The sequence below is a fragment of the Klebsiella sp. SYXHC3 genome, assembly GCF_057196925.1.
The window spans coordinates 474,592-490,815 of the sequence record NZ_JBXUNG010000002.1; the positions used below are offsets into that span (position 1 = coordinate 474,592).

The 16,224-nt window shown below is 51.2% G+C and carries 28 protein-coding genes; 27 read left to right on the top strand and 1 reads right to left on the bottom strand.

Annotation, left to right across the window (positions count from 1 at the left end; all coding sequences use genetic code 11):
- Positions 1-63 precede the first annotated feature (63 nt).
- From fkpA to bfr, 11 genes are all read left to right on the top strand, one after another.
- The gene (gene fkpA, locus AC2CGP_RS09215) at positions 64-882 is read left to right on the top strand and encodes an FKBP-type peptidyl-prolyl cis-trans isomerase (protein ID WP_049034364.1); all 819 of its coding nucleotides are present in this window, start codon (positions 64-66) and stop codon (positions 880-882) included.
- A 166-nt stretch (positions 883-1,048) separates the two neighbouring features.
- Positions 1,049-1,771, top strand: coding sequence for a helix-turn-helix transcriptional regulator (locus AC2CGP_RS09220; RefSeq protein ID WP_004868391.1), 723 nt, complete (start codon positions 1,049-1,051; stop codon positions 1,769-1,771).
- Positions 1,771-2,157, top strand: a complete 387-nt coding sequence (gene tusD, locus AC2CGP_RS09225) for a sulfurtransferase complex subunit TusD (protein ID WP_139397213.1) — start codon at positions 1,771-1,773, stop codon at positions 2,155-2,157. Before AC2CGP_RS09220 ends, tusD begins: the two co-directional genes overlap by 1 nt.
- Positions 2,157-2,516 carry a sulfurtransferase complex subunit TusC gene (tusC, locus tag AC2CGP_RS09230; RefSeq protein WP_015369414.1) on the top strand — a complete coding sequence of 120 codons (360 nt, stop codon included), beginning with the start codon at positions 2,157-2,159 and terminating at the stop codon, positions 2,514-2,516. The genes tusD and tusC overlap by 1 nt, the downstream gene beginning before the upstream one ends.
- A 7-nt stretch (positions 2,517-2,523) precedes the next feature.
- A complete protein-coding gene (gene tusB, locus AC2CGP_RS09235) occupies positions 2,524-2,811 on the top strand; it encodes a sulfurtransferase complex subunit TusB (protein WP_015369415.1) in 288 nt (95 codons plus the stop codon).
- Between the two features lie 124 nt (positions 2,812-2,935).
- Positions 2,936-3,310, top strand: a complete 375-nt coding sequence (gene rpsL / locus AC2CGP_RS09240) for a 30S ribosomal protein S12 (protein WP_000246815.1) — start codon at positions 2,936-2,938, stop codon at positions 3,308-3,310.
- 95 nt (positions 3,311-3,405) lie between these two features.
- Positions 3,406-3,876, top strand: a complete 471-nt coding sequence (gene rpsG / locus AC2CGP_RS09245) for a 30S ribosomal protein S7 (RefSeq protein ID WP_015369416.1) — start codon at positions 3,406-3,408, stop codon at positions 3,874-3,876.
- 96 nt (positions 3,877-3,972) lie between these two features.
- Positions 3,973-6,087 (top strand): elongation factor G, encoded by a 2,115-nt coding sequence (gene fusA / locus AC2CGP_RS09250; RefSeq protein WP_015369417.1) that lies wholly within the window; start codon positions 3,973-3,975, stop codon positions 6,085-6,087.
- Between the two features lie 69 nt (positions 6,088-6,156).
- Positions 6,157-7,341, top strand: coding sequence for an elongation factor Tu (gene tuf / locus AC2CGP_RS09255; protein WP_015369418.1), 1,185 nt, complete (start codon positions 6,157-6,159; stop codon positions 7,339-7,341).
- 180 nt (positions 7,342-7,521) lie between these two features.
- Entirely contained in the window at positions 7,522-7,716 is a 195-nt protein-coding gene (gene bfd / locus AC2CGP_RS09260; protein WP_015369419.1) for a bacterioferritin-associated ferredoxin, read from the top strand.
- 74 nt (positions 7,717-7,790) lie between these two features.
- Entirely contained in the window at positions 7,791-8,267 is a 477-nt protein-coding gene (gene bfr / locus AC2CGP_RS09265) for a bacterioferritin (protein ID WP_015369420.1), read from the top strand.
- Here bfr and AC2CGP_RS09270 read toward each other — a convergent pair.
- Positions 8,251-8,733 (bottom strand): prepilin peptidase, encoded by a 483-nt coding sequence (locus AC2CGP_RS09270; RefSeq protein ID WP_015369421.1) that lies wholly within the window; start codon positions 8,731-8,733, stop codon positions 8,251-8,253. The genes bfr and AC2CGP_RS09270 overlap by 17 nt on opposite strands.
- Positions 8,734-9,109: 376 nt before the next feature.
- Between AC2CGP_RS09270 and rpsJ the strand changes: the two genes are divergently transcribed.
- The 16 genes from rpsJ to rpsH all read left to right on the top strand — a co-directional run bounded on the left by rpsJ (position 9,110) and on the right by rpsH (position 16,224).
- Positions 9,110-9,421: a 30S ribosomal protein S10 gene (gene rpsJ, locus AC2CGP_RS09275; RefSeq protein ID WP_001181005.1), complete on the top strand. Its 312-nt coding sequence runs from the start codon at positions 9,110-9,112 to the stop codon at positions 9,419-9,421.
- A 32-nt stretch (positions 9,422-9,453) separates the two neighbouring features.
- Positions 9,454-10,083 carry a 50S ribosomal protein L3 gene (gene rplC / locus AC2CGP_RS09280; RefSeq protein ID WP_015369422.1) on the top strand — a complete coding sequence of 210 codons (630 nt, stop codon included), beginning with the start codon at positions 9,454-9,456 and terminating at the stop codon, positions 10,081-10,083.
- Positions 10,084-10,093: 10 nt separating this feature from the next.
- Positions 10,094-10,699, top strand: coding sequence for a 50S ribosomal protein L4 (gene rplD, locus AC2CGP_RS09285; RefSeq protein WP_000424395.1), 606 nt, complete (start codon positions 10,094-10,096; stop codon positions 10,697-10,699).
- The gene (rplW, locus tag AC2CGP_RS09290) at positions 10,696-10,998 is read left to right on the top strand and encodes a 50S ribosomal protein L23 (protein ID WP_000617546.1); all 303 of its coding nucleotides are present in this window, start codon (positions 10,696-10,698) and stop codon (positions 10,996-10,998) included. Before rplD ends, rplW begins: the two co-directional genes overlap by 4 nt.
- 17 nt (positions 10,999-11,015) lie before the next feature.
- Positions 11,016-11,837, top strand: a complete 822-nt coding sequence (rplB, locus tag AC2CGP_RS09295; protein WP_015369423.1) for a 50S ribosomal protein L2 — start codon at positions 11,016-11,018, stop codon at positions 11,835-11,837.
- A 16-nt stretch (positions 11,838-11,853) separates the two neighbouring features.
- Positions 11,854-12,132 carry a 30S ribosomal protein S19 gene (rpsS, locus tag AC2CGP_RS09300; protein WP_001138115.1) on the top strand — a complete coding sequence of 93 codons (279 nt, stop codon included), beginning with the start codon at positions 11,854-11,856 and terminating at the stop codon, positions 12,130-12,132.
- Positions 12,133-12,146: 14 nt separating this feature from the next.
- Positions 12,147-12,479, top strand: coding sequence for a 50S ribosomal protein L22 (gene rplV, locus AC2CGP_RS09305; RefSeq protein ID WP_002919773.1), 333 nt, complete (start codon positions 12,147-12,149; stop codon positions 12,477-12,479).
- A gap of 17 nt (positions 12,480-12,496) precedes the next feature.
- Positions 12,497-13,195, top strand: coding sequence for a 30S ribosomal protein S3 (rpsC, locus tag AC2CGP_RS09310; RefSeq protein ID WP_002919766.1), 699 nt, complete (start codon positions 12,497-12,499; stop codon positions 13,193-13,195).
- Between the two features lie 12 nt (positions 13,196-13,207).
- Positions 13,208-13,618 carry a 50S ribosomal protein L16 gene (gene rplP / locus AC2CGP_RS09315; RefSeq protein WP_002919759.1) on the top strand — a complete coding sequence of 137 codons (411 nt, stop codon included), beginning with the start codon at positions 13,208-13,210 and terminating at the stop codon, positions 13,616-13,618.
- Entirely contained in the window at positions 13,618-13,809 is a 192-nt protein-coding gene (gene rpmC / locus AC2CGP_RS09320) for a 50S ribosomal protein L29 (protein WP_002919754.1), read from the top strand. The genes rplP and rpmC overlap by 1 nt, the downstream gene beginning before the upstream one ends.
- Positions 13,809-14,063 (top strand): 30S ribosomal protein S17, encoded by a 255-nt coding sequence (gene rpsQ / locus AC2CGP_RS09325; RefSeq protein WP_002438707.1) that lies wholly within the window; start codon positions 13,809-13,811, stop codon positions 14,061-14,063. Before rpmC ends, rpsQ begins: the two co-directional genes overlap by 1 nt.
- Before the next feature lie 164 nt (positions 14,064-14,227).
- Positions 14,228-14,599, top strand: coding sequence for a 50S ribosomal protein L14 (rplN, locus tag AC2CGP_RS09330; RefSeq protein WP_000613954.1), 372 nt, complete (start codon positions 14,228-14,230; stop codon positions 14,597-14,599).
- Between the two features lie 10 nt (positions 14,600-14,609).
- Positions 14,610-14,924 carry a 50S ribosomal protein L24 gene (gene rplX / locus AC2CGP_RS09335; protein WP_015369424.1) on the top strand — a complete coding sequence of 105 codons (315 nt, stop codon included), beginning with the start codon at positions 14,610-14,612 and terminating at the stop codon, positions 14,922-14,924.
- Between the two features lie 14 nt (positions 14,925-14,938).
- Positions 14,939-15,478, top strand: coding sequence for a 50S ribosomal protein L5 (rplE, locus tag AC2CGP_RS09340; RefSeq protein WP_003031123.1), 540 nt, complete (start codon positions 14,939-14,941; stop codon positions 15,476-15,478).
- 14 nt (positions 15,479-15,492) lie between these two features.
- Positions 15,493-15,798, top strand: a complete 306-nt coding sequence (rpsN, locus tag AC2CGP_RS09345) for a 30S ribosomal protein S14 (protein WP_002919667.1) — start codon at positions 15,493-15,495, stop codon at positions 15,796-15,798.
- A gap of 33 nt (positions 15,799-15,831) precedes the next feature.
- Positions 15,832-16,224 (top strand): 30S ribosomal protein S8, encoded by a 393-nt coding sequence (rpsH, locus tag AC2CGP_RS09350; protein WP_008807048.1) that lies wholly within the window; start codon positions 15,832-15,834, stop codon positions 16,222-16,224.

Genomic DNA, 16,224 nt, shown 5'->3' on the forward strand with positions numbered 1-16,224 from the left:
ATAGTACGTTTTTTGCTTTTTATGATAACCCTGGGGTGAGATGCCCCGGCCCTGGAGAAATGGATGAAATCACTGTTTAAAGTAACGCTGCTGGCGACCACGATGGCCGTTGCCCTGAATGCACCGCTGACCTTTGCTGCCGATACCGCAGCGAAAGCTGCACCGGCGGCGGACAGCAAATCGGCATTTAAAAATGACGATCAAAAATCCGCTTATGCGCTGGGTGCATCCCTCGGCCGTTACATGGAAAACTCCCTGAAAGAACAAGAGAAGCTGGGTATCAAACTGGATAAAGACCAGTTGATCGCCGGTGTGCAGGATGCGTTTGCCGATAAGAGCAAACTGTCCGACAAAGAAATTGAAACCACTCTGCAGTCCTTTGAGACCCGCGTGAAAACCGCCGCTCAGCAGAAGATGGAAAAAGATGCGACCGAGAACGATGCCAAAGGCAAAGTGTTCCGTGACGCCTTCGCTAAAGAGAAGGGCGTGAAAACCTCTAAATCCGGCCTGATGTATAAAGTCGAGAAAGCCGGTACTGGCGATGCGCCGAAAGACAGCGATACCGTCGTGGTGAACTACAAAGGTACGCTGATCGACGGTAAAGAGTTCGATAACTCTTACACCCGCGGCGAGCCGCTCTCTTTCCGTCTTGATGGCGTTATTCCTGGCTGGACCGAAGGCCTGAAAAACATCAAAAAAGGCGGCAAAATCAAGCTGGTTATCCCACCAGATCTGGCCTACGGCAAAACTGGCGTTCCGGGTATCCCGGCTAACTCTACGCTGGTATTCGATGTAGAACTGCTGGACATCAAACCGGCTCCGAAGGCTGATGCTAAGCCAGAAGCCGCTGCCGAAGCACCGGCTGCAGACGCTAAGAAGTAATCTGCTATAAGCCGCCGCCTTCAGGGGCGGCGGCTTTTTTATTGGCTGCAGATATAATTAAAACTGGAAAATTCCTCAGGCGCTGTATTACTTTAGATAGCTTAATAATGATGATGAGCCTGCCCTGACGATAACGACAGGCTCCTGAAAAGGAGTGCTTTTTTACATGTCCAGGTCGCTTTTAACCAACGAAACCAGCGAGCTTGACCTGCTGGATCAACGTCCTTTCGACCAGACCGACTTCGATATCCTAAAATCCTATGAAGCGGTGGTGGACGGGTTAGCGATGCTCATTGGTTCCCATTGTGAAATCGTGCTGCACTCACTGCAGGATTTAAAATGCTCCGCTATTCGTATCGCTAACGGTGAACACACCGGCCGCCAAATTGGCTCGCCGATTACCGATCTGGCGTTACGTATGCTGCACGATATGACGGGAGCGGATAGCAGCGTATCGAAGTGCTATTTTACCCGCGCGAAAAGCGGTGTGCTGATGAAATCGGTGACTATCGCCATTCGCAACCGGGAACATCGGGTGATAGGTCTGCTTTGTATCAACATGAACCTTGATGTTCCGTTCTCGCAGATTATGAGCACTTTCATTCCGCCGGAGACGCCGGAAGTCAACTCGCAGGTCAACTTCGCCTCGTCGGTGGATGATCTGGTGGCGCAAACGCTGGAGTTCACCATTGAAGAGGTGAATGCCGATCGTAACGTATCGAATAACGCGAAAAACCGCCAAATCGTGTTAAATCTTTATGAGAAAGGCATCTTCGATATCAAAGATGCGATTAACCAGGTAGCCGATCGCCTGAATATCTCTAAACACACGGTGTACCTCTACATCCGCCAGTTTAAAAGCGGTGATTTCCAGGGGCTGGATAAGTAATGCGTTTTGCCATCACCGTAACCGGGCCTGCCTACGGTACTCAGCAGGCCAGTAGCGCGTGGCAGTTTGCGCAGGCGGTTATTAACGCAGGACACGAACTGCCCTGCGTATTTTTCTATCGTGAAGGAGTCTACAACGCCAATCAGCTGACGGCTCCCGCCAGCGATGAGGTAGACCTGGTGCGTCACTGGCAGCGCCTGCATGATGAACATGCCGTTGCGCTGCACATTTGCGTGGCAGCCGCGCTACGCCGCGGCGTGAGCGATGAACGCGAAGCGCAGCAGCTTGGTTTGCCGGCGCATAATCTGCAGCCGGGATTCACCTTAAGCGGGCTAGGCGCGCTGGCTGAAGCGTCGTTAACCTGCGATAGAATGGTACAGTTCTGATGAAACGCGTGGCTTTCGTATTTTCTTCCGCGCCGCACGGCAGCGCAGCCGGTAGGGAAGGGCTGGACGCCTTACTGGCGACCTCGGCCCTCACCGACGACCTCGGCGTTTTTTTTGTCGGTGACGGCGTGTTTCAGATTATCCCTGGCCAGCAGCCGGGAAAAATCCTCGCCCGTGATTATATCGCCACCTTCAAGCTGTTATCGCTGTATGACATCGAACAGTGTTGGTTATGCGCGGCGTCTGCCCGCGAGCGCGGCCTGGCCGCCGATACGCCGTGGGTGGTGGATGTAGAAAGCCTCGAGCCAGAAGCGCTGCGCGCCCGGCTTGATGAGTTCAACGTGATTCTACGATTCTGAGGCCCAGATGCTCCACACTCTAAGCGTCTCTCCCTGGCATGTCGATATCGACGCGATGCTGCGTCTGGTGAAGCCAGGCGACGATCTGCTCCTGCTCTCCGATGGCGTGGTCGCGGCGATTGACGGCGGCCGTTTCCTTGAAATCCTGCAATCCGCCCCCATAACCCTACATGCTCTGCAAGACGATATCGAAGCCCGCGGGCTGGCTGGTCAAATTGCGGACAGTGTCGTCAGGGTTGGCTATACTGATTTCGTCAGTCTTACGGTCAAACATGAAGGTCAGTTGGCCTGGTAATGGCGGGATCGTTGTATATTTCTTGACACCTTTTCGGCACCGCCCTAAAATTCTGCGTCCTCATATTATATGAGGCGATTTATTACGTGTTTACGAAGCAAAAGCTAAAACCAGGAGCTATTTAATGGCAACAGTTAACCAGCTGGTACGCAAACCACGCGCGCGCAAAGTTGCAAAGAGCAACGTGCCGGCGCTGGAAGCCTGCCCGCAGAAACGTGGCGTATGTACTCGCGTATATACCACCACTCCTAAGAAACCGAACTCCGCACTGCGTAAAGTTTGCCGTGTGCGTCTGACTAACGGTTTCGAAGTCACCTCCTACATCGGTGGTGAAGGTCACAACCTGCAGGAGCACTCCGTGATCCTGATCCGTGGCGGTCGTGTTAAAGACCTTCCGGGTGTTCGTTACCACACCGTTCGTGGTGCGCTTGACTGCTCCGGCGTTAAAGACCGTAAGCAGGCTCGCTCCAAGTACGGCGTGAAGCGTCCTAAGGCTTAATGGTTCTCCGTTAAGTAAGGCCAAACGTTTTATATTAATGTCAAACTAAACTCTTTGAGTTTTGGACAATCCTGAATTAACAACGGAGTATTTCCATGCCACGTCGTCGCGTCATTGGTCAGCGTAAAATTCTGCCGGATCCGAAGTTCGGATCAGAACTGCTGGCTAAATTTGTAAATATCCTGATGGTAGATGGTAAAAAATCTACTGCAGAAACTATCGTATACAGCGCGCTGGAGACCCTGGCTCAGCGCTCTGGTAAAACTGAACTGGAAGCCTTCGAAGTTGCGCTCGAAAACGTGCGCCCGACTGTCGAAGTTAAGTCCCGCCGCGTAGGTGGTTCTACTTATCAGGTTCCAGTTGAAGTACGTCCGGTTCGTCGTAATGCCCTGGCAATGCGTTGGATCGTTGAAGCTGCTCGTAAACGCGGTGATAAATCCATGGCTCTGCGCCTGGCGAACGAACTCACTGACGCTGCAGACAACAAAGGTACTGCAGTTAAGAAACGTGAAGACGTTCACCGTATGGCCGAAGCCAACAAGGCGTTCGCACACTACCGTTGGTAATCCCTTCGGAGTCATAGTCACCAGGCGGGCGTTTCAGATGAGTCGCCCGCTCTGGATAACTTAACTGAACGCCTAAAGAAATAAACGAGGAATCAAATGGCTCGTACAACACCCATCGCACGCTACCGTAACATCGGTATCAGTGCGCACATCGACGCCGGTAAAACCACTACTACCGAACGTATTCTGTTCTACACCGGTGTAAACCACAAAATCGGTGAAGTTCATGACGGCGCCGCTACCATGGACTGGATGGAGCAGGAGCAGGAACGTGGTATCACCATCACTTCCGCTGCGACTACTGCATTCTGGTCTGGTATGGCTAAACAGTATGAACCGCACCGTGTAAACATCATCGACACCCCGGGGCACGTTGACTTCACTATCGAAGTAGAACGTTCCATGCGTGTTCTTGATGGTGCGGTAATGGTTTACTGCGCAGTTGGTGGTGTTCAGCCGCAGTCTGAAACCGTATGGCGTCAGGCAAACAAATATAAAGTTCCACGCATTGCGTTCGTTAACAAAATGGACCGCATGGGTGCGAACTTCCTGAAAGTTGTTGGTCAGATCAAAACCCGTCTGGGCGCGAACCCGGTTCCGCTGCAGCTGGCAATTGGTGCTGAAGAAGGTTTCACCGGTGTTGTTGACCTGGTGAAAATGAAAGCCATCAACTGGAACGAAGCTGATGCAGGCGTTACCTTCGAATACGAAGATATCCCGGCTGACATGCAGGAACTGGCTGACGAATGGCACCAGAACCTGATCGAGTCCGCTGCGGAAGCTTCCGAAGAGCTGATGGAAAAATACCTGGGTGGCGAAGAACTGACTGAAGAAGAGATCAAAAAAGCTCTGCGTCAGCGCGTTCTGAACAACGAAATCATCCTGGTAACCTGTGGTTCTGCGTTCAAGAACAAAGGTGTTCAGGCGATGCTGGATGCGGTAATTGATTACCTGCCATCCCCGATCGATGTTCCGGCTATCAACGGCATCCTGGACGACGGTAAAGATACCCCGGCTGAGCGTCACGCAAGCGACGAAGAGCCGTTCTCTGCACTGGCGTTCAAAATCGCTACCGACCCGTTCGTTGGTAACCTGACCTTCTTCCGTGTGTACTCCGGTGTGGTTAACTCTGGTGATACCGTACTGAACTCCGTGAAAGCTGCACGTGAGCGTTTCGGTCGTATCGTTCAGATGCACGCTAACAAACGTGAAGAGATCAAAGAAGTTCGCGCGGGCGATATCGCTGCCGCTATCGGTCTGAAAGACGTAACCACTGGTGACACCCTGTGTGACCCGGATGCGCCGATCATTCTGGAGCGTATGGAATTCCCTGAGCCGGTAATCTCCATCGCCGTTGAGCCGAAAACCAAAGCTGACCAGGAAAAAATGGGTCTGGCTCTGGGTCGTCTGGCTAAAGAAGACCCGTCATTCCGCGTATGGACTGACGAAGAGTCTAACCAGACCATCATCGCCGGTATGGGTGAACTGCACCTCGACATCATCGTTGACCGTATGAAGCGTGAATTCAACGTTGAAGCGAACGTCGGTAAACCTCAGGTTGCTTACCGCGAAGCGATTCGCCAGAAAGTTACCGATGTTGAAGGTAAACACGCCAAGCAGTCTGGTGGTCGTGGTCAGTACGGTCACGTTGTGATCGACATGTACCCGCTGGAGCCGGGCTCTAACCCGAAAGGTTACGAGTTCATCAACGACATTAAAGGTGGTGTAATCCCTGGCGAATACATCCCGGCCGTTGATAAAGGCATCCAGGAACAGCTGAAAGCTGGTCCGCTGGCTGGCTACCCGGTAGTTGATATGGGTATCCGTCTGCACTTCGGTTCTTACCACGACGTTGACTCCTCTGAGCTGGCGTTTAAACTGGCCGCTTCTATCGCCTTTAAAGAAGGCTTTAAGAAAGCGAAACCAGTTCTGCTTGAGCCGATCATGAAGGTTGAAGTAGAAACTCCGGAAGAGAACACCGGTGACGTAATCGGTGACTTGAGCCGTCGTCGCGGCATGCTGCGCGGTCAAGAATCTGAAGTAACTGGCGTTAAGATCCACGCTGAAGTTCCGCTGTCTGAAATGTTCGGATATGCAACTCAGCTGCGTTCTCTGACCAAAGGTCGTGCATCATACACCATGGAATTCCTGAAGTATGATGATGCGCCGAACAACGTTGCTCAGGCCGTTATTGAAGCCCGTGGTAAATAATCCACAGGATTAAAACCTAAGTCCCGTGCTCTCTCCTGAGGGGAGAGCACTATAGTAAGGAATATAGCCGTGTCTAAAGAAAAATTTGAACGTACAAAACCGCACGTCAACGTTGGTACTATCGGCCACGTTGACCATGGTAAAACTACTCTGACCGCTGCAATCACCACCGTACTGGCTAAAACCTACGGCGGTGCTGCTCGCGCATTCGACCAGATCGATAACGCGCCGGAAGAAAAAGCTCGTGGTATCACCATCAACACTTCCCACGTTGAATATGACACCCCGACTCGCCACTACGCACACGTAGACTGCCCGGGCCACGCCGACTATGTTAAAAACATGATCACCGGTGCTGCTCAGATGGATGGCGCGATCCTGGTTGTTGCTGCGACTGACGGCCCGATGCCGCAGACTCGTGAGCACATCCTGCTGGGTCGTCAGGTAGGCGTTCCGTACATCATCGTGTTCCTGAACAAATGCGACATGGTTGATGACGAAGAGCTGCTGGAACTGGTTGAGATGGAAGTTCGTGAACTGCTGTCTCAGTACGATTTCCCGGGCGACGACACTCCGATCGTTCGTGGTTCTGCTCTGAAAGCGCTGGAAGGCGACGCAGAGTGGGAAGCGAAAATCATCGAACTGGCTGGCTTCCTGGATTCTTACATCCCAGAACCAGAGCGTGCGATTGACAAGCCGTTCCTGCTGCCGATCGAAGACGTATTCTCCATCTCCGGTCGTGGTACCGTTGTTACCGGTCGTGTAGAGCGCGGTATCATCAAAGTTGGTGAAGAAGTTGAAATCGTTGGTATCAAAGAAACCGCGAAAACCACCTGTACTGGCGTTGAAATGTTCCGCAAACTGCTGGACGAAGGCCGTGCTGGTGAGAACGTAGGTGTTCTGCTGCGTGGTATCAAACGTGAAGAAATCGAACGTGGTCAGGTACTGGCTAAGCCGGGCAGCATCAAGCCGCACACCAAGTTCGAATCTGAAGTGTACATCCTGTCCAAAGACGAAGGCGGCCGTCATACTCCGTTCTTCAAAGGCTACCGTCCGCAGTTCTACTTCCGTACTACTGACGTGACTGGTACCATCGAACTGCCGGAAGGCGTAGAGATGGTAATGCCGGGCGACAACATCAAAATGGTTGTTACCCTGATCCACCCGATCGCGATGGACGATGGTCTGCGTTTCGCAATCCGTGAAGGCGGCCGTACCGTTGGCGCGGGCGTTGTAGCTAAAGTTCTGGGCTAATTCGTTAGCTTTGAATTAAAAAGGGCGCTTCGGCGCCCTTTTTGCTGTCTATGATTTGGTGATAAGCCGCGATGGTATAAATATTCATAAAGTGCGCCGCCAGGGATAATTAATAAACAGTCTATTGTAATCATAACTATTCTCATTTAAACTTTGTGCATAAATTGAACGGGAGTTTATATGTACGTTTGTTTGTGCAATGGCGTAAGCGATAAAAAAATCCGTCAGGTTGTGCGTCAATTTCAACCGCAATCTTTTCAACAATTACGCAAGTTTATTCCCGTTGGAAATCAATGCGGTAAGTGCGTCCGCGCGGCACGTGAAGTGATGGAAGATGAATTAACCAGCATGCCGGAATTCAAAGAAATCGCCTGATCGCGACTCTTCTCTTTTTGACATCCTTATAGCCCGGACTACGCTTCAATAAGTGGAAGCGGAGGGACTTTATAATGAAAGGTGATGTCAAAATCATAAGTTATCTCAATAAATTATTGGGAAACGAACTGGTTGCTATTAACCAGTATTTTCTTCATGCAAGAATGTTCAAGAACTGGGGCCTGATGCGCCTCAACGATATTGAATATCATGAATCTATCGATGAGATGAAACACGCCGATAAGTACATCGAGCGTATTTTGTTTCTTGAAGGGCTGCCTAACCTGCAGGATCTTGGCAAACTTGGCATCGGTGAGGATGTCGAAGAGATGCTGCAGTCTGACTTACGGCTGGAGCTCGAAGGCGCGCAAAACCTGCGTGAGGCAATCGCCTATGCCGACAGCGTTCATGATTATGTCAGTCGCGATATGATGATTGAAATCCTTGCCGATGAGGAAGGCCATATTGACTGGCTGGAAACCGAGTTAGATCTGATCGGCAAAATCGGTCTGCAAAATTACCTTCAATCGCAGATCAAAGTGTCAGACTAGCGAACGTCTGCCACCCGCACCAAAAACCCGCTGCAGTCAGAAATGGCCCAAACGGCAGCGGGTTGTTCAAACCCCATCGTTGTTGCTTACTCCTCCTGAACAACGCCAATATCACCCATGCCATCCCGGCAAGCAGCGATGCGGCCAACACCAGTTGCGGCAACCTCTGCCAGCCGTGCCAGGCGCCGAGGGCGGCAAGATATTTAATGTCGCCGTATCCTAATCCCTCATAGCCGCGAAACACCCTATATAGCCAGTAGAGCAGGGCAAAAATGAGATAGCCTGCAATTGCCCCCCAGACGGCATCCTCTAGCCGCTGCGGCGCCAGACACAGGTAAAAAACAAAACCGCTCCACAGCAGGGGACAGGTGAGGCTGTCAGGAAGAAGACCGCGAAGCAGGTCCTGCCGGCATAACGCCAGGGTTAATCCACAATAACAAACTAAGAAGGGGAGGACGGTAAGCATGGAACACTCCTGTTCGGGGATAATGCGCTCACTTTGCTTATCGTCGCGCGTTAGCGCAAAGCGCATTTGTGCAAGATGGATGGCTGCTTCCTGACTTATTTATCGTGTTATTGCATTGCCGAGTGCCTGGGCGAGAAGACGCGCAAATTGTGGTGATGATTTTCTAATCAGCACTTGCGTCGCGCCTGAATTTGCGTATAATGCGCGGGCCTGTCAAAATTGACGGCCGGTTCGATATGAGCCCTGGTAGCGCAGTTTGCTACCTAACAATGTTCCCAATCGGGGAACTCTGTAAGAACGGTTACACTCTCCCATCAATCGTAATGGGTATGAGGAGTAATCATTTCGTCTATAAAATAATTGGAGCTCTGGTCTCATGCAGAACCAAAGAATCCGTATCCGCCTTAAAGCGTTTGATCATCGTCTGATCGATCAATCAACCGCGGAAATCGTCGAGACTGCTAAGCGCACTGGTGCGCAAGTCCGTGGTCCGATCCCGCTGCCGACCCGCAAAGAGCGTTTCACCGTTCTGATCTCTCCGCACGTCAACAAAGATGCGCGTGATCAGTACGAGATTCGTACTCACAAGCGTCTGGTTGACATCGTTGAGCCAACTGAAAAAACCGTTGATGCTCTGATGCGTCTGGACCTGGCTGCCGGTGTAGACGTGCAGATCAGCCTGGGTTAATCAGGTCATCGAGCGATTGAGAGGTTGATACAATGATTGGTTTAGTCGGTAAAAAAGTGGGTATGACCCGCATCTTCACTGAAGATGGCGTCTCTATCCCAGTAACCGTTATCGAAGTTGAAGCAAACCGCGTTACTCAGGTCAAAGATCTGGCTAACGATGGCTATCGCGCTATTCAGGTTACCACTGGTGCTAAAAAAGCTAACCGTGTAACTAAGCCGGAAGCTGGTCACTTTGCTAAAGCTGGCGTAGAAGCTGGCCGCGGCCTGTGGGAGTTCCGTCTGGCAGATGGTGAAGAATACACCGTTGGTCAGAACATTAGCGTTGAACTGTTTGCTGACGTTAAAAAAGTTGACGTAACCGGTACCTCTAAAGGTAAAGGTTTCGCTGGTACCGTTAAGCGCTGGAACTTCCGTACCCAGGACGCTACCCACGGTAACTCCTTGTCTCACCGCGTTCCGGGTTCTATCGGTCAGAACCAGACTCCGGGCAAAGTGTTCAAAGGCAAGAAAATGGCAGGTCAGCTGGGCAACGAACGCGTTACTGTTCAGAGCCTGGACGTAGTACGTGTTGACGCTGAGCGCAACCTGCTGCTGGTTAAAGGTGGTGTTCCGGGTGCAACCGGCTGCGACCTGATCGTTAAACCAGCTGTGAAGGCGTAAGGGGATAGCAATGGAATTAGTATTGAAAGACGCGCAGAGCGCGCTGACTGTTTCCGAAACTACCTTCGGTCGTGATTTCAACGAAGCGCTGGTTCACCAGGTTGTTGTTGCTTATGCAGCTGGTGCGCGTCAGGGTACTCGTGCTCAGAAGACTCGTGCTGAAGTAACTGGTTCAGGCAAAAAGCCATGGCGCCAGAAAGGTACCGGCCGTGCGCGTTCAGGTTCTATCAAGAGCCCGATCTGGCGTTCCGGTGGCGTAACCTTCGCTGCTCGTCCGCAGGACCACAGTCAAAAAGTTAACAAGAAGATGTACCGCGGCGCGCTGAAAAGCATTCTGTCCGAACTGGTACGTCAGGATCGTCTGATCGTTGTCGAGAAGTTCTCTGTAGAAGCGCCTAAAACTAAGCTGCTGGCTCAGAAACTGAAAGACATGGCTCTGGAAGATGTGCTGATCATCACCGGTGAGCTGGACGAGAACCTGTTCCTGGCCGCACGTAACCTGCACAAGGTTGACGTACGCGATGCGACTGGTATCGACCCGGTTAGCCTGATCGCCTTCGACAAAGTCGTAATGACTGCTGATGCTGTTAAGCAAGTTGAGGAGATGCTGGCATGATTCGTGAAGAACGTCTGCTGAAGGTGCTGCGCGCACCGCACGTTTCTGAAAAAGCGTCTACTGCGATGGAAAAAACCAACACCATCGTTCTCAAAGTTGCTAAAGACGCGACCAAAGCAGAAATTAAAGCTGCTGTGCAGAAACTGTTTGAAGTCGAAGTCGAAGTCGTTAACACCCTGGTAGTTAAAGGGAAAGTTAAACGTCACGGACAGCGTATCGGTCGTCGTAGCGACTGGAAAAAAGCTTACGTCACCCTGAAGGAAGGCCAGAATCTGGACTTCGTCGGCGGCGCTGAGTAAGTCGGAGGAGTAATACAATGGCAGTTGTTAAATGTAAACCGACATCTCCGGGTCGTCGCCACGTTGTTAAAGTGGTCAACCCAGAGCTGCACAAGGGCAAACCTTTTGCTCCGCTGGTTGAAAAAAACAGCAAATCCGGCGGTCGTAACAACAATGGCCGTATCACCACTCGTCATATCGGTGGTGGTCACAAGCAGGCTTACCGTATTGTTGACTTCAAACGCAACAAAGATGGTATCCCGGCAGTTGTTGAACGTCTTGAGTACGATCCGAACCGTTCCGCGAACATCGCGCTGGTTCTGTACAAAGACGGTGAGCGCCGTTACATTCTGGCCCCGAAAGGCCTGAAAGCTGGCGACCAGATTCAGTCTGGCGTTGATGCTGCAATCAAAGCAGGCAACACCCTGCCGATGCGCAATATCCCGGTTGGTTCTACCGTTCATAACGTAGAAATGAAACCAGGTAAAGGCGGTCAGCTGGCTCGTTCCGCTGGTACTTACGTTCAGATCGTTGCTCGTGACGGTGCTTATGTCACCCTGCGTCTGCGTTCTGGTGAAATGCGTAAAGTCGAAGCAGACTGCCGCGCTACTCTGGGCGAAGTTGGCAATGCTGAGCATATGCTGCGCGTTCTGGGTAAAGCAGGTGCTGCACGCTGGCGTGGTGTTCGTCCTACCGTTCGCGGTACTGCGATGAACCCAGTCGATCACCCACATGGTGGTGGTGAAGGTCGTAACTTTGGTAAGCACCCGGTATCCCCGTGGGGCCTGCAGACCAAAGGTAAGAAGACCCGCAGCAACAAGCGTACTGATAAATTCATCGTACGTCGCCGTAGCAAATAATTTTAGAGGATAAGCCATGCCACGTTCTCTCAAGAAAGGTCCTTTTATTGACCTGCACTTGCTGAAGAAGGTAGAGAAAGCGGTGGAAAGCGGAGACAAGAAGCCCCTGCGCACTTGGTCCCGTCGTTCAACGATCTTTCCTAACATGATCGGTTTGACCATCGCTGTCCATAATGGTCGTCAGCACGTTCCAGTCTTTGTTTCCGACGAAATGGTTGGTCACAAACTGGGTGAATTCGCACCGACTCGTACTTATCGCGGCCACGCTGCTGATAAAAAAGCGAAGAAGAAATAAGGTAGGAGGAAGAGATGGAAACTTTAGCTCAACATCGCCATGCTCGTTCTTCTGCTCAGAAGGTTCGCCTTGTAGCTGACCTGATTCGCGGTAAGAAAGTGTCGCAGGCCCTGGATATTCTGACCTACACCAACAAAAAAGCTGCTGTACTGGTCAAGAAGGTACTGGAATCTGCCATTGCTAACGCTGAACACAACGATGGCGCTGACATTGATGATCTGAAAGTTGCGAAAATTTTCGTAGACGAAGGCCCGAGCATGAAGCGCATTATGCCGCGTGCTAAAGGTCGTGCAGATCGCATCCTGAAGCGCACCAGCCACATCACTGTGGTTGTGTCCGATCGCTGAGACTCTGGAGACTAGCAATGGGTCAGAAAGTACATCCTAATGGTATTCGCCTGGGTATTGTCAAACCATGGAACTCTACCTGGTTCGCGAACACCAAAGAATTCGCTGACAACCTGGACAGCGATTTTAAAGTACGTCAGTTCTTAACTAAAGAGCTGGCTAAAGCGTCTGTATCTCGCATCGTTATCGAGCGTCCGGCTAAGAGCATCCGTGTGACCATTCACACTGCTCGCCCGGGTATCGTTATCGGTAAGAAAGGCGAAGACGTAGAAAAACTGCGCAAGGTCGTAGCGGATATCGCTGGCGTTCCTGCACAGATCAATATTGCCGAAGTTCGTAAGCCTGAACTGGACGCTAAATTGGTTGCTGACAGCATCACTTCTCAGCTGGAACGTCGCGTTATGTTCCGTCGTGCTATGAAGCGTGCTGTACAGAACGCAATGCGTCTGGGCGCTAAAGGTATCAAAGTTGAAGTTAGCGGCCGTCTGGGCGGCGCGGAAATCGCACGTACCGAATGGTACCGTGAAGGTCGCGTACCGCTGCACACTCTGCGTGCTGACATCGACTACAACACCTCTGAAGCGCACACCACTTACGGTGTAATCGGCGTTAAGGTATGGATCTTCAAAGGTGAGATCCTGGGTGGTATGGCTGCTGTTGAACAACCGGAACCGGCTGCTCAACCTAAAAAGCAGCAGCGTAAAGGCCGTAAATAAGGAGCGTCGCTGATGTTACAACCAAAGCGTACAAAATTCCGTAAAGTGCACAAAGGCCGCAACCGTGGTCTGGCGCAGGGTACGGATGTTAGCTTCGGCACTTTCGGTCTGAAAGCTGTTGGCCGTGGTCGTCTGACTGCACGTCAGATCGAAGCAGCACGTCGTGCTATGACCCGTGCAGTTAAGCGTCAAGGTAAGATCTGGATCCGTGTATTCCCGGACAAACCGATCACCGAGAAGCCGCTGGAAGTTCGTATGGGTAAAGGTAAAGGTAACGTGGAGTACTGGGTTGCCTTGATTCAGCCGGGTAAAGTCCTTTATGAAATGGACGGCGTACCGGAAGAGCTGGCCCGTGAAGCATTCGGCCTGGCAGCAGCGAAACTGCCGATCAAAACCACCTTTGTAACTAAGACGGTGATGTAATGAAAGCAAAAGAGCTGCGTGAAAAAAGCGTTGAAGAGCTGAACGCTGAGCTGCTGAACCTGCTGCGTGAGCAGTTCAACCTGCGTATGCAGGCTGCAAGTGGCCAGCTGCAACAGACTCATCTGCTGAAGCAAGTGCGTCGTGATGTTGCACGCGTTAAGACTTTACTGACTCAGAAGGCGGGTGCGTAATGACCGATAAAATCCGTACTCTGCAAGGTCGCGTAGTTAGCGACAAAATGGAGAAATCCATTGTTGTTGCTATCGAACGTTTTGTGAAACACCCGATCTACGGTAAATTCATCAAACGTACGACCAAACTGCACGTACATGACGAGAACAACGAATGTGGTATCGGCGACAAGGTTGAAATCCGTGAATGCCGTCCACTGTCCAAGACTAAGTCCTGGACGCTGGTTCGCGTTGTAGAGAAAGCGGTTCTGTAATAGAGTACGCATTCTCAATACGAATAAACGGCTCAGCGATGGGCCGTTTATTTTTTCTACCCATATTGCAGAAGCGGTGTTATAATGCCGCGCCCTCGATATGGGGCTTTTTAACGACCCAGCTTTTGGGTCCCAGTAGTAGTTGACATTAGCGGAGCACTAAAATGATCCAAGAACAGACTATGCTGAACGTCGCCGACAACTCCGGTGCACGTCGCGTAATGTGTATCAAGGTTCTGGGTGGCTCGCACCGTCGCTACGCAGGCGTAGGCGACATCATCAAGATCACCATCAAAGAAGCAATTCCGCGTGGTAAGGTCAAGAAAGGTGATGTGCTGAAGGCGGTAGTGGTGCGCACCAAGAAGGGTGTTCGTCGCCCGGACGGTTCTGTCATTCGCTTCGATGGTAATGCATGCGTTATTTTAAACAATAACAGCGAGCAACCTATCGGTACGCGTATTTTTGGGCCGGTAACTCGTGAACTTCGTAACGAGAAGTTCATGAAAATTATCTCTCTGGCACCAGAAGTACTCTAAGGAGCGAATCATGGCAGCGAAAATCCGTCGTGATGACGAAGTTATCGTGTTAACCGGTAAAGATAAAGGTAAACGCGGTAAAGTTAAAAATGTCCTGTCTTCCGGCAAGGTCATTGTTGAAGGTATCAACCTGGTTAAGAAACATCAGAAGCCGGTTCCGGCCCTGAACCAACCAGGCGGCATCGTAGAGAAAGAAGCAGCTATTCAAGTCTCTAACCTTGCTATCTTCAACGCGGCAACCGGCAAGGCTGACCGTGTAGGCTTTAGATTCGAAGACGGCAAAAAAGTCCGTTTCTTCAAATCTAATAGCGAAACTATCAAGTAATTTGGAGTAGTACGATGGCGAAACTGCATGATTACTACAAAGACGAAGTAGTCGCTAAACTCATGACTGAGTTTAACTACAATTCTGTCATGCAAGTCCCTCGGGTCGAGAAGATCACCCTGAACATGGGTGTTGGTGAAGCGATCGCTGACAAGAAACTGCTGGATAACGCAGCAGCTGACCTGACAGCAATCTCCGGTCAAAAACCGCTGATCACCAAAGCACGCAAATCAGTTGCAGGCTTCAAAATCCGTCAGGGCTATCCGATCGGCTGTAAAGTAACTCTGCGCGGCGAGCGCATGTGGGAGTTCTTTGAGCGCCTGATCACTATTGCTGTACCGCGTATCCGTGACTTCCGTGGCTTGTCCGCTAAGTCTTTCGACGGTCGTGGTAACTACAGCATGGGTGTCCGTGAGCAGATCATCTTCCCAGAAATCGACTACGATAAAGTCGACCGCGTTCGTGGTTTGGATATTACCATTACCACTACTGCGAAATCTGATGAAGAAGGCCGCGCTCTGCTGGCTGCCTTTGACTTCCCGTTCCGCAAGTAAGGTAGGGTTACTTAATGGCTAAGCAATCAATGAAAGCACGCGAAGTAAAGCGCGTGGCTTTAGCTGATAAATTCTTCGCTAAACGCGCTGAACTGAAAGCTATCATCTCTGATGTGAACGCAACCGACGAAGATCGTTGGAACGCTGTTCTCAAGCTGCAGACTCTGCCGCGTGATTCCAGCCCGTCTCGTCAGCGTAATCGCTGCCGTCAAACAGGTCGTCCGCATGGTTTCCTGCGGAAGTTCGGGTTGAGCCGTATCAAGGTCCGTGAAGCCGCTATGCGCGGTGAAATCCCGGGTCTGAAAAAGGCTAGCTGGTAATTGTCACCAATTGAATCACGGGAGTAAAGACAGATGAGCATGCAAGATCCGATCGCGGATATGCTGACCCGTATCCGTAACGGTCAGGCCGCGAATAAAGCTGCGGTCACCATGCCTTCCTCCAAGCTGAAAGTGGCAATTGCCAACGTGCTGAAGGAAGAAGGCTTTATTGAAGATTTTAAAGTTGAAGGCGACATCAAGCCGGAACTGGAACTGACTCTTAAGTATTTCCAGGGTAAAGCTGTTGTAGAAAGCATTCAGCGTGTCAGCCGCCCAGGTCTGCGCATCTACAAACGTAAAGATGAGCTGCCGAAAGTTATGGCGGGTCTGGGTATCGCAGTTGTTTCTACCTCTAAAGGTGTTATGACTGATCGTGCAGCGCGCCAAGCTGGTCTTGGTGGCGAAATTATCTGCTACGTAGCCTAA

What these genes read in the sequence shown, in the direction of transcription:
- fkpA (WP_049034364.1), top strand. Translation starts at nt 64, where the DNA reads ATGAAATCACTGTTTAAAGTAACGCTGCTGGCGACCACGATGGCCGTT.
- AC2CGP_RS09220 (WP_004868391.1), top strand. Translation starts at nt 1,049, where the DNA reads ATGTCCAGGTCGCTTTTAACCAACGAAACCAGCGAGCTTGACCTGCTG.
- tusD (WP_139397213.1), top strand. Translation starts at nt 1,771, where the DNA reads ATGCGTTTTGCCATCACCGTAACCGGGCCTGCCTACGGTACTCAGCAG.
- tusC (WP_015369414.1), top strand. Translation starts at nt 2,157, where the DNA reads ATGAAACGCGTGGCTTTCGTATTTTCTTCCGCGCCGCACGGCAGCGCA.
- tusB (WP_015369415.1), top strand. Translation starts at nt 2,524, where the DNA reads ATGCTCCACACTCTAAGCGTCTCTCCCTGGCATGTCGATATCGACGCG.
- rpsL (WP_000246815.1), top strand. Translation starts at nt 2,936, where the DNA reads ATGGCAACAGTTAACCAGCTGGTACGCAAACCACGCGCGCGCAAAGTT.
- rpsG (WP_015369416.1), top strand. Translation starts at nt 3,406, where the DNA reads ATGCCACGTCGTCGCGTCATTGGTCAGCGTAAAATTCTGCCGGATCCG.
- fusA (WP_015369417.1), top strand. Translation starts at nt 3,973, where the DNA reads ATGGCTCGTACAACACCCATCGCACGCTACCGTAACATCGGTATCAGT.
- bfd (WP_015369419.1), top strand. Translation starts at nt 7,522, where the DNA reads ATGTACGTTTGTTTGTGCAATGGCGTAAGCGATAAAAAAATCCGTCAG.
- bfr (WP_015369420.1), top strand. Translation starts at nt 7,791, where the DNA reads ATGAAAGGTGATGTCAAAATCATAAGTTATCTCAATAAATTATTGGGA.
- AC2CGP_RS09270 (WP_015369421.1), bottom strand. Translation starts at nt 8,733, where the DNA reads ATGCTTACCGTCCTCCCCTTCTTAGTTTGTTATTGTGGATTAACCCTG.
- rpsJ (WP_001181005.1), top strand. Translation starts at nt 9,110, where the DNA reads ATGCAGAACCAAAGAATCCGTATCCGCCTTAAAGCGTTTGATCATCGT.
- rplC (WP_015369422.1), top strand. Translation starts at nt 9,454, where the DNA reads ATGATTGGTTTAGTCGGTAAAAAAGTGGGTATGACCCGCATCTTCACT.
- rplD (WP_000424395.1), top strand. Translation starts at nt 10,094, where the DNA reads ATGGAATTAGTATTGAAAGACGCGCAGAGCGCGCTGACTGTTTCCGAA.
- rplW (WP_000617546.1), top strand. Translation starts at nt 10,696, where the DNA reads ATGATTCGTGAAGAACGTCTGCTGAAGGTGCTGCGCGCACCGCACGTT.
- rplB (WP_015369423.1), top strand. Translation starts at nt 11,016, where the DNA reads ATGGCAGTTGTTAAATGTAAACCGACATCTCCGGGTCGTCGCCACGTT.
- rpsS (WP_001138115.1), top strand. Translation starts at nt 11,854, where the DNA reads ATGCCACGTTCTCTCAAGAAAGGTCCTTTTATTGACCTGCACTTGCTG.
- rplV (WP_002919773.1), top strand. Translation starts at nt 12,147, where the DNA reads ATGGAAACTTTAGCTCAACATCGCCATGCTCGTTCTTCTGCTCAGAAG.
- rpsC (WP_002919766.1), top strand. Translation starts at nt 12,497, where the DNA reads ATGGGTCAGAAAGTACATCCTAATGGTATTCGCCTGGGTATTGTCAAA.
- rplP (WP_002919759.1), top strand. Translation starts at nt 13,208, where the DNA reads ATGTTACAACCAAAGCGTACAAAATTCCGTAAAGTGCACAAAGGCCGC.
- rpmC (WP_002919754.1), top strand. Translation starts at nt 13,618, where the DNA reads ATGAAAGCAAAAGAGCTGCGTGAAAAAAGCGTTGAAGAGCTGAACGCT.
- rpsQ (WP_002438707.1), top strand. Translation starts at nt 13,809, where the DNA reads ATGACCGATAAAATCCGTACTCTGCAAGGTCGCGTAGTTAGCGACAAA.
- rplN (WP_000613954.1), top strand. Translation starts at nt 14,228, where the DNA reads ATGATCCAAGAACAGACTATGCTGAACGTCGCCGACAACTCCGGTGCA.
- rplX (WP_015369424.1), top strand. Translation starts at nt 14,610, where the DNA reads ATGGCAGCGAAAATCCGTCGTGATGACGAAGTTATCGTGTTAACCGGT.
- rplE (WP_003031123.1), top strand. Translation starts at nt 14,939, where the DNA reads ATGGCGAAACTGCATGATTACTACAAAGACGAAGTAGTCGCTAAACTC.
- rpsN (WP_002919667.1), top strand. Translation starts at nt 15,493, where the DNA reads ATGGCTAAGCAATCAATGAAAGCACGCGAAGTAAAGCGCGTGGCTTTA.
- rpsH (WP_008807048.1), top strand. Translation starts at nt 15,832, where the DNA reads ATGAGCATGCAAGATCCGATCGCGGATATGCTGACCCGTATCCGTAAC.